General features: G+C 69.8%; 8 protein-coding genes and 2 rRNA genes (1 of these 10 cut by a window edge). 6 read left to right on the top strand and 4 right to left on the bottom strand.

Going from position 1 to position 10,000, the window contains the following annotated elements:
- The 5 genes from M0R80_16175 to M0R80_16155 form a co-directional block, all read left to right on the top strand.
- A 23S ribosomal RNA gene (locus M0R80_16175) occupies positions 1–868 on the top strand (it extends 2,140 nt beyond the left edge of the window).
- Between the two features lie 168 nt (positions 869–1,036).
- Positions 1,037–1,153: ribosomal RNA gene (gene rrf / locus M0R80_16170) — 5S ribosomal RNA — on the top strand.
- Positions 1,154–1,220: 67 nt separating this feature from the next.
- Entirely contained in the window at positions 1,221–1,886 is a 666-nt protein-coding gene (locus tag M0R80_16165; protein ID MCK9461168.1) for a hypothetical protein, read from the top strand.
- A complete protein-coding gene (locus M0R80_16160) occupies positions 1,883–2,473 on the top strand; it encodes a hypothetical protein (GenBank protein ID MCK9461167.1) in 591 nt (196 codons plus the stop codon). Before M0R80_16165 ends, M0R80_16160 begins: the two co-directional genes overlap by 4 nt.
- A 141-nt stretch (positions 2,474–2,614) precedes the next feature.
- Positions 2,615–3,445, top strand: a complete 831-nt coding sequence (locus M0R80_16155) for an OmpA family protein (protein MCK9461166.1) — start codon at positions 2,615–2,617, stop codon at positions 3,443–3,445.
- A 181-nt stretch (positions 3,446–3,626) separates the two neighbouring features.
- Here M0R80_16155 and M0R80_16150 read toward each other — a convergent pair whose 3' ends face one another.
- The 4 genes from M0R80_16150 to panB form a co-directional block, all read right to left on the bottom strand.
- Positions 3,627–3,875: a transposase gene (locus M0R80_16150; GenBank protein MCK9461165.1), complete on the bottom strand. Its 249-nt coding sequence runs from the start codon at positions 3,873–3,875 to the stop codon at positions 3,627–3,629.
- 288 nt (positions 3,876–4,163) lie between these two features.
- The gene (locus M0R80_16145; GenBank protein ID MCK9461164.1) at positions 4,164–5,138 is read right to left on the bottom strand and encodes an acyltransferase family protein; all 975 of its coding nucleotides are present in this window, start codon (positions 5,136–5,138) and stop codon (positions 4,164–4,166) included.
- Positions 5,135–6,043: a pantoate--beta-alanine ligase gene (panC, locus tag M0R80_16140; protein MCK9461163.1), complete on the bottom strand. Its 909-nt coding sequence runs from the start codon at positions 6,041–6,043 to the stop codon at positions 5,135–5,137. The genes M0R80_16145 and panC overlap by 4 nt, the downstream gene beginning before the upstream one ends.
- Before the next feature lie 3 nt (positions 6,044–6,046).
- Entirely contained in the window at positions 6,047–6,922 is an 876-nt protein-coding gene (gene panB, locus M0R80_16135) for a 3-methyl-2-oxobutanoate hydroxymethyltransferase (GenBank protein ID MCK9461162.1), read from the bottom strand.
- A 181-nt stretch (positions 6,923–7,103) separates the two neighbouring features.
- Between panB and M0R80_16130 the strand changes: the two genes are divergently transcribed.
- Positions 7,104–10,000: exodeoxyribonuclease V subunit gamma (locus tag M0R80_16130; protein MCK9461161.1), on the top strand; the 2,897-nt coding region annotated here is incomplete at its 3' end.

The following is a 10,000-nucleotide window of genomic DNA, read 5'->3' as shown; positions in this document are numbered from 1 at the left end:
CGCACTACCCGCGGATAGACGGAAAGACCCCGTGAACCTTTACTATAACTTGGCAGTGAACTTCGGTTGTGTTTGTGAAGGATAGGTGGGAGGCTTTGAAGTCGGGGCGCTAGCCTCGATGGAGCCAACCTTGGGATACCACCCTGGCGCAACTGGAGTTCTAACCTAGACCCGTGATCCGGGTCGGGGACACTGTCTGGTGGGTAGTTTGACTGGGGCGGTCGCCTCCAAAAAAGTAACGGAGGCTCGCGAAGGTTCCCTCAGGCTGATTGGAAACCAGCCGTAGAGTGTAAACGCACAAGGGAGCTTGACTGCGACACCGACGGGTGGAGCAGGTGCGAAAGCAGGCGTTAGTGATCCGGCGGTTCCGCATGGAAGGGCCGTCGCTCAAAGGATAAAAGGTACTCCGGGGATAACAGGCTGATCTCCCCTGAGAGTTCATATCGGCGGGGAGGTTTGGCACCCCGATGTCGGCTCATCCCATCCTGGGGCTGGAGCAGGTCCCAAGGGTTTGGCTGTTCGCCAATTAAAGGGGTACGTGAGCTGGGTTCAGTACGTCGTGAGACAGTACGGTCTCTATCTACCGTGGGCGTAGGAGACTTGAGGAGAGCTGCCCCTAGTACGAGAGGACCGGGGTGGACGAATCCCTAGTGTTCCGGTTGTTCCGCCAGGAGCATTGCCGGGTAGCTATATTCGGAACGGATAACCGCTGAAAGCATCTAAGCGGGAAGCCGACTCCAAGACGAGGTCTCCCTGGACCTTCGGGTCCCTGAAGGGTCGTTGGAGACTACAACGTTGATAGGCCAGAGGTGGAAGCGTGGTAACACGTGCAGCTTACTGGTACTAATCGCCCGTGAGGCTTGACCGTGTGTCTAAGGAACGTGAGATGGTTCGAGGCCAAGGTTCTTTTTGGGAACCTGGTTACGCGCGAATTCGCGTAAGGACGAGGCAAGCCTCGCCCCTACAGAAGACTTGGTGATTGAAAACATGTCGTCGTAGGGGCGAGGCTAGCCTCGCCCCTACAGACAAAAGGTTTTCCGGCGACGATAGCGGAGGGGCCACACCCGATCCCATTCCGAACTCGGAAGTTAAGCCCTCCTGCGCCGATGGTACTGCAGGGGTGACTCTGTGGGAGAGTAGGACATCGCCGGGTTTTTCTTCTCGCCCGACCAGTGCAAGCTGGTCGGGCTTTTTTTTGCCGGGAGAGGAAGGGGGCGTCGATGACGCGCACGCTGCTCCGAGGGGTGTTCGGTTCCTTCTGCCTCTGCGCGATCGTCGGGACCGCCGCGGCCGGCGAAGCGGACCCCGTGCAGGGCGCCGCGTCCGCGGGGCCGACGACGGAGCTCGAGGTGCGGGCGTGGCTCGGCGTCCGGAGCCAGTTCGCGTCGATGTTCACGTGGCTGCCGACCGGGATCTCGGCCGCGGCGGCGGTCGACTTCGCGCAGCCGATCCGCGTCGAGCTCCAGCTCGTCGGGAACCCCTACACCGAAGGGTTCCAGGGGATGCTCTCCTCCGGCGCGCTGATCCGTCTCTACGACGGCCGCGGGCGCGGCGACTCGATCCTGGAGCTCCAGCTCCCCCTCCAGCTCGCGTTCGGCTACCTCAGGGCGAAGTGGGAGGCCGCCGACGGCTACGACGATCACGTCAGCTGGATCCTGCTCGGCCCGATGGCCGGCCTCGACTTCACGTGGTGGGTGCGCGAGTCGCTCGGCGTGTCGTTCGCCGCCGAGGGGTCGTTCCTCTTCCGCATCGCCGATCCGGGGTCCGAGTACGGAGGCGGCGAGACGGCGTACGGCGTCGCGGGGGACAAGATCGGCGTCGGCGAGATCATCCTGTCCGTGGGCATGGCGTTCGGGGTGGTAGCCTCTCCGAGCGAGACGCGATGAAGCTCTCGGCAACCGCCATCGCCCTCCTGGCGACTTCGATCTGCGTTTCGGCGCCGACGCCCGCGAACGCGGAGACGGTCGCCCCTGCAGCCGATACCGCGCCCCAACCGGAGAGCGTTTCGATGCAGCGCGAACGCAAGCGCATCGAAGACGTGATGGCGATCGAGGGGACGGAGTTCGACCTGCGAAAGTACGACGCGTACCGCGGCCGGCAGGGCGGCGGCCTCGCCCTCGTCGTGGTAGGCGGCGTCGCGCTCGTCGTCACAGTCGTCTACGGGTTCATCGTCGTCGTCGGCGACATGGCCGAGTACGATGCCGAGGCCTCCGAACCGGACCAGGACGACGACGGCCGGCTCGGGGACTCCCGTCAACGCGTCGCGCTCTGGTCGCTGCTCGCCGCGGGGGTGGCCACGGTCGCGATCGGGATACCGCTCGCCGTCTCCGGCAAGCGCGGTGTGAACCGACAGAATACGCTCCGGTACAAGGACGTTATCCTCGCGCCTCCCGAGCCCCTGACCGCCTCGCTCTCGCTGTTCTTCGATCCGGAGCGCGGCGGAAGCGGGTTGCGGTTGAGCGTGAGGTTCTGAAGTGACGTTTTCAATCATCGAGGCTCGTCGCGACCTGATCTCGGTCTTGCGGCGCAGCGAAAGGCCGTGTTCTCGGCTGTGACATGATCCGCGAGGGTGTGATATCGTCTCCCGCGAAGCTCGCTGACAACGGAGGAACCCATGCGTCACCTCGTGACCGTCATGATCGCAACGATGGCTCTCGCCGCCTGCGGAGGGGGCGTGCAGGACGTCCAGTCTCCCGACACCGTCGGGACCGAGGCCGGCGCCGCGCCAGGAGCCGCGCCGGGTGGCGATCCGGCGGTCGCCTATTCGGACACGCCCCGGGACGCGCACGGCGCGACGTCGTCGAAGATCAAGGCGACGGCGACCGAGGCGGCGATGAAGTTCTTCGTCGTCGACAAGGAAAAGGGGCCCGTGAAGGAGGTCGTGGTCACCCTGATCGATCCCGGCGGCCAGAAGTACTACTCGGAGCAGACCGACGAGGCAGGCTACGCCGAGATGCTCGTGCCCGTGGGGCAGACGTACGACCTGTACTTCCTCGGGCTCGGCACGAAGGAGATCGTGGCCACGTCGGAGGTGCCGAACGAGCCGCGCCTGTCGATCCGGACGACCCTGATCTACGAGCTCGAGCGCCCGGTCAAGGGCAAGCCCGCGCCCCGCTTCGTGCTCGACGGCGTCAACTTCGACACCGGCAAGGCGACGATCCGCCCGGAGTCGTACGAGCGGCTCGACGGCGTCGTCGAGTACATGGCGCACAAGAAGAGCGCGCGCATCGAGATCTCGGGGCACACCGACAACGTGGGCAACAAGAAGGCGAACAAGACGCTCTCGGTCAAGCGCGCGAAGGCCTGCCGCGACTACGTCGTCTCCAAGGGGATCGACGAGAGCCGCATCGAGGCCGTCGGCTACGGCGACGAGCGCCCGGTCGCTCCGAACACCACCGAGGACGGCCGCCAGCAGAACAGGCGCATCGAGGCCACGGAGCTGTAGGGTCGCGGCACGAATCGCGCGGGGAGAGCACCCGCGCGGGATCCGCGCGGGCTGGGAACGGGAATGAGGCGGATTTCGGAAACCCGTCCGGGATCCGGACGGGCTGGCATCAATCCTCGGGCTCTACCTCCGGCCAGATGGTTCCTTGGGCGTGGTGACGCTCCTGGTTCGAAACGTACGCCTACACGTGACCCACCTCCGCCTCGCCGATGCTGAAAGCACCGTAGCCAGTTTGCCACCAAAAGTCTGCGAGGCCCGGCACGTCGCGCCGAATCGTTCGAGTCAGCGCCGCCTTGAGACCGCGTACGAGCGCGGCGACGGAGAGATCGGGCCGATATCGAAGCAATACGTGGGTGTGATCAGGTGCTCCGCCGATGGCGAGCACGACGGCTCCGAACATCTTCGCCGTATCGGAGGCCTGCCTGGACAGCCGACGAAGGAGCGCACGATCAAGAACGGAGGTGCGGTTTTTTCGTCGCCCACACCACGTGCACGTACAACACGGCGCGAGAGTGTTTTGTGGCGAAAAGCTTCACGGCCGTTCTTCTCCTCCAGCCCGCGCAATTCATGCGCGGGCGTCGGCGAGTCGCGAACCACTCACTGTATCGGTCGATTTTTTCTGAGGTTGCCGGAAATCTTTCCCAGCGTTCCGTTTTTTCCCAGCCCGCGGAGATCCTCCGCGGGCGCGTTCGGGCGGGCGTTGCCGTATCTCCGGCCTTTACCGGCCGAACCAGGGGATCCGGTTCTTGCTGAGATCGTCGACCGCGCCCTGCAGCGCGGCCTCGACGCGCGCGTAGCCGTCCTCGACGACCGCCGGGTCCTCGGGATCGCCCTCGAGCAGGATGGGCGGGAGGAACCTCATCTCGACGCTCGTCGGCAGCGGCAGGAACGGGAAGAACGAGGGCGCGAGCCCCCAAGGGAAGCTGAGCCCGACGGGCAGCACCTCCGTGCGCAGGAGCTCCTTCAGCCCGAGGGCGCGCGCGAGCCGCTCGCCCTTGGCGAGGACGATGAACGACTCGTGCAGCCCGACCGACGCGAGCGGCAGGATGGGCACCCCGGCCGAGAGCGCGAGCCGGACGAACCCCTTGCGGCCCGCGAGCACGACCCTGTCCCGCTCCATGAACGTCCGGAACGCCTCCTTGTCGCCGCCCGGGTAGACGAGGACGAGGCGGCCCGCCGCGAAGGCCGCGGCGGCGTTCTCCTTCGTCGCGCGCAGGATGCCGAGGCGGCGCGCGTTGACCGCGATGTTCGGGCCGACGTACGCGAAGTCGTGCACGAGCGGGTGCACGAACCGCTCCGGGCCGCAACGCTCGCGGACGCGCGCCATCGCGAACATCGCGTCGAGCGGCATGAGCCCGGCGCTGTGGTTGCCGACGATCAGCGCCGCGCCCTCGGCGGGCACGTGCTCGGCCCCGTCCACGCTGGTCTTGAAGTAGTGCTGCGACAGCCACTGCGCGACGTCGAGCGCCGCCGTGTAGAAGCCGCGATCCGGGAGGTCGATCGAGAAGCCCTTGTCCTCGCTCGGCTCCTCCGACAGCGCGCCGCGGAGCAGGTCCAGGCCGAGCGCTGGCGGGAAGAGGATCTTCGCGAGATCCCCCGGGGGCATGTGCTCGAACAGCTTGTCCGCGAGCAGCTTGAGCTCGCCGAAACGAAGCTTGCCGAGCTCGACGAGGCGCTTGTACGAATCGCTCATGATCCTCTCCCGAAGTCGCAAGCCGCGAGCGGCAAAGGCGAATTATCCTCTCCGAGCACGGTGTTGTCGATGAGCCGCGTGCCGCCGAACCGCGCCGCGACCGCGACGAGCGCCCGTCCGCCGAACCCCGCCGGGGCCGCCTCCGAGAGGGTGTCCGGATCCGCGACCGCGACGTAGTCGACCGAGTCGGCGGCGCTCTCGATCGGGCCGGCGACCGCCCTGCGGATCGCCTCCGGGCGCCGCTCGCCCTTCGCGAAGAGCGCGTGCGCCGCGGCGAGGCTTCGCGGGATCGCGAGCGCCCGGCGCCGCTCCCCTGCGGACAGGTAGACGTTTCGCGAGCTGAGCGCGAGGCCGTCTTCGTCGCGCACCGTCGGCACGCCGACGATCTCGACGGGGAGGTCGAGGTCCGCCGCGAGGCGGCGCACGACGAGGAGCTGCTGGTAGTCCTTGCGCCCGAAGATCGCGGCGCAAGGCCCGACGATGTTGAGGAGCTTCGTGACGACGGTCGCCACGCCGGCGAAGTGCCCGGGTCGGTGCGCGCCGCAGAGCCCTCCCGTGAGCCCGGACACGACGACCTGCGTGCACGCGCCCTCCGGGTACATCGCCTCGACCGGCGGCGAGAACACGAGCTCTGCGCCGCGCCCCGAGATCTTCGCGACGTCGCCCTCGAGGTCGCGGGGGTACCTGCCGAAATCCTCGCCCGCCGCGAACTGCGTCGGGTTGACGAAGACGCTGGCGACGACGAAGCCGCCCGCCTCGCGGGCCGCGTCGAGGAGGCGCAGGTGCCCCTCGTGCAGCGCCCCCATGGTCGGCACGAACGCGACGCGCTCCCCACGGCGGCGCGCCTCGTCGCAGCGGGCGCGAGCCTCCTCGGGATCCGTGACGATGATCGGGGGCGCGCGCATGGCTCAGTGGGTCATAGGTCCTTCGCCCGGGGCGCCGTAGCTCACGACCGCGCCGTCCGCCGCCTCGAGCGCGGAGACGGAGTGCTCGGGGCCGGGGAAGGCGCCGGCGCGCACCTCGTCCGAGTAGGTCCGGGCCGCCTCCCGGATGATCGCGCCGAGCGACGCGTACTTCTTCAGGAAGCGCGGCGAGAAGCCCTCGTTCAGGCCGAGCATGTCGTAGCCGACGAGCACCTGCCCGTCGCAGTGCGGGCCGGCGCCGATGCCGATCGTCGGGACGGGCAGCTGCGCCGTGACGGCCTGCGCGAGCTCGAGCGGGATGCCCTCGAGCACGACGCAGAACGCGCCGGCCTCCGCGACGGCCCGGGCGTCCTCCAGGATGCGGGCGCGATCCACGGGGTTCCTCCCCTGGATCTTGAACCCGCCGAGCGCGTGGACCGACTGCGGGGTCAGCCCGACGTGGCCGACGACGGGGATCCCGGCGGCGCAGATCCGCGCGATCGTCTCGGCGATCTCCACGCCGCCCTCGACCTTCACCGACTCGGCGCGCCCCTCCTGCACGACGCGGGCGGCCGCCTCGAGCGCCCGCTCGGGGGAGACCTTGTACGTCATGAACGGCATGTCGCCTGTGAGGTGCGCCCGCTCGAGGCCGCGGGCCACGGCGCGGCAGTGGTAGACGACGTCGTCCAGCGTGACGGGGATCGTGGAGTCGTGCCCCTGGATCACCATGCCGAGCGAGTCGCCCACGAGGACCATGTCGACGCCCGCTCCGTCGAAGAGGCGCCCGAAGGTCGCGTCGTAGGCCGTGATCATGACGATCTTGCGGCCCTTGCGCTTGTGCGCCGTGATGTTCGGGGCCGTGATCTTCTTCTTCGCCGTCATCGGTCGCTCTTCCTTTCGCGGAATGAACGCCTGAAGCGCCTGCGGCTTCTCCCGTCCGCGCCCCGATGGCGGCCGCGCGCGGTCCACCTCGGTGCGTATTTTGTATAGTTGGGAAACGGAGCGCCCGCAAGCGGGATCGATCGCTTGACCGGGCCGCCGGACAACGGTTATCGCCATGTGGATGTTCCACCTCCACAGGAGCAACCGCCTCGAGCGCCTCGCCGACGCGCTCGTCGCGGAGATCTCGAAGGACCCCCCCCGCGACCCGCTCGCGCCGGAGTGGGTGGCCGTGCAGAGCCTCGGCGCGCGGGCGTTCCTGGAGCGGGAGATCGCCGCGCAGACGGGCGTGTTCGCGAACACGGAGATGCCGCTCCCCTCCGATCTCTTCCGCCACGTGATCCGCTGGGCGCTCGGCCCGGACGCGGAGGCGCCCGAGATCCTGGGCGAGGATCGGCTCGCGCTCGCGATCCTGGACGTCCTCCCGGGGCTTCTGGCGCGGCGGGAGCTCTCGCCGGTCGCGCGCTACGTCGAGCGCGGCGACACCGGAAAGGCGCTGCACGCCCTGTCCCGCAAGGTCGCCCACGCCTTCGCGGAGTACGCGCTCTACAGGCCGGAGCTCGTCTCGGCGTGGCTCGGCGGCGCCGGGAGCGAGGGCTGGCAGCCGATCCTCTTTCGCGCGGCGATGGCGAGGCTCGAGGGCGCGGCGCACGGGCGGCCGAGGACGCAGGCGGAGCTCGCCCGCGAGGCCGCGGCGGCGCTCAATCGCGCGGCGGGCGGGTCGCTTCCGGCGCGGGTGTCCCTGTTCGGCGTCACCTCGCTGCCGCCGCTCCACGTCGAGCTGCTCGCCGCCCTCGCGCGCCGCACCGACGTGCACCTCTACAACCTCAACCCCTCGCGCGAGTACGCCGGCGACTCCGGGCGCGAAGACGGGAACCGGCTCGTCGCGTCGATGGGCCGCCTCGGGCGGGACTTCCAGCGCGTCCTCGAGGAGCGCGTGCAGTACGTCGAGGGCCCTGAGGAGCTGTTCGTCGATCCGGGCTCAGGCGGCATGGGCTCGGTGCTCGCGTCGATCCAGTCCGACATGCTGCACCTCACGAGGCGCGGCGGCCAGCCGGGAGCGGACGCCCCGCCGCTGCCGCGCGATCCGGGCGATTGGTCGATCAAGGTGTGCGCCTGCCGCAGCCCGCTGCGGGAGATCGAGGCGGTGCGCGACGAGATCCTCGCGCTGTTCGCGGATCCCGCGTCGACGTTCCGCCCGGGGGACGTCGCCGTGCTCGCCCCGGACGTCGAGGCGTACGTCCCCTTCATCGACGCGGTCTTCGGCCGCGCGCCCGAGATCCCCCGCGCCTCGACGCGCCGCTCGTCCGACGCCGCGGCCTCGATGCTCGACACCGTGTCGGCGCTCCTCGCGCTCGCAGAGTCGCGGCTCGGCGCCGGGGAGCTCCACGGGTTCGTCTCGCGGCCGCAGGTCGCGCGCAGGTTCGGGCTCGGCGCGGCCGAGGTCGACGATCTCTTCGCCGCGTGCCTTTCCGCCGGCGCGCGCTTCGGGATCGACGCGGAGCACCGGGGCCGGCACGGCCTCCCGGCGCTCGTCGAGAACACCTGGCGCTTCGCGCTCGACAGGGTGACGGTCGGGCTCGCGATGTCGCAGGGGGGCGGCCAGGCCTGGCGCGGCGTCCTGCCCTGGGACGGAGGATCGGCCGACACGGCCGTCCCGGTCGCGCTCGTCGAGTGCCTCGCCGGGGTGATAGGCGCGATCGAGGCGCTCTCCGCGCCGCGGCCGCTCGCCGCGTGGTGCGCCGACCTGCGGCGCGTCGTCAGCGCCGCGTGCGACGTCGACGGCGAGCCGCAGCCCTCGAGGGACGCCTTCTGGGGCGCGATCGCGGCGCTCGAGGAGGACGTCACGTTCTCCGGCAGCGCCGCCGCGGTCGGTCCGAGCGCGTTCGCGTTCGAGCTCGAGGCCAGGGCGAAGGAGCCCCCGTCGCGGCGGGGCTTCCAGGAGGGCGTGGTCTGCGCGGATCTGTCGCGGATGCGCGGCGTCCCGTTCCGGGCGGTCTTCGTCGTCGGCCTCGGCGCGGGCTCCTTCCCGCGGAGCGCGAACCCGCCGAGCTTCGACCTCATGGCGGCTGCGCCGCGGCCCGGCGATCGCTCGCCGCGCGACGAGGACCACGCGCTCTTCCTCGAGGCGATCCTCGCTGCGCGGGAGCGGCTGATCGTCACGTTCTGCGCCGAGGACGATCGCGGGGACGGGGCGCTGCCCTCCGCCGTCGTGACGCAGCTGCTCGACACCGTCGAGGAGGGTTTCGGGGCGGACGTCGCGGTGGCGCACCCCGTCGAGCCGTTCAGCCCGGCCTACTTCGAAGGCGGCCGCGCGTCCCGAGAGCGCCTGCCGGGATTCGATCGCGTGGCGTACGCCGCCGCCTCGGCGAGCCTTTGCGGCGACCGCGACGAGGCGCCCACGCCGTGCGGGATGGACCCCCTTCCGCTCGAGGCGCGCGACGTGGCGGCGCTCGATCTCGCGGACATGACGAGCTACTTCGCGGATCCGAGCGGGTACTTCTGCCGGCGGGTGCTCGGCGTCGAACCGCCTCGTTCCGAGGATGAGGTTCCGGAGCGGGAGCCGTTCGAGCTCGGCCCTCTAGAGAAGTTCGAGGCCGGATCGCAGGCGTTGCGGGAGATCCTCGCCGGCGCCTCTCCCGCGGAGGTGGTCGCGCGTGCGTCCGGGACCGGCAGGATCCCGGTCGGCGCGTCCGGCGCCGTCGCCGTCGCGGAGATCTCGGGCGAGGCGCTCGAGATCGCCGAGGCCGCGAGGCGCGCCGTCGGGGAGGGTGCGGGCACCGACAGCGCCCTGTTCGGGATGGACGTCGAGACTCCGTGGGGGCGGTGCGCGGTCGGCGGGCTCGTCGACGGCCTCACGCCGCGCGGGAGGATCGTCCCCGACTTCGGGAGGGTGAAGGGGAAGCGGCTCGTCCGGGCGTGGATCCCGCACCTCGCGTTGTGCTGCCTCGAGGAGCGGGCCGCCGTGCGCACCTTCTGCTTCTTCTCCGGCGGGAAGGACCAGCCGCTCGTGCACCTCGA

Source organism: Pseudomonadota bacterium, from assembly GCA_023229365.1.
Taxonomy (GTDB): Bacteria; Myxococcota_A; Polyangia; order JAAYKL01; family JAAYKL01; genus JALNZK01.
Note: the sequence above shows the minus strand (reverse complement) of the source record. Positions and strands in the feature narration are given on the sequence as shown.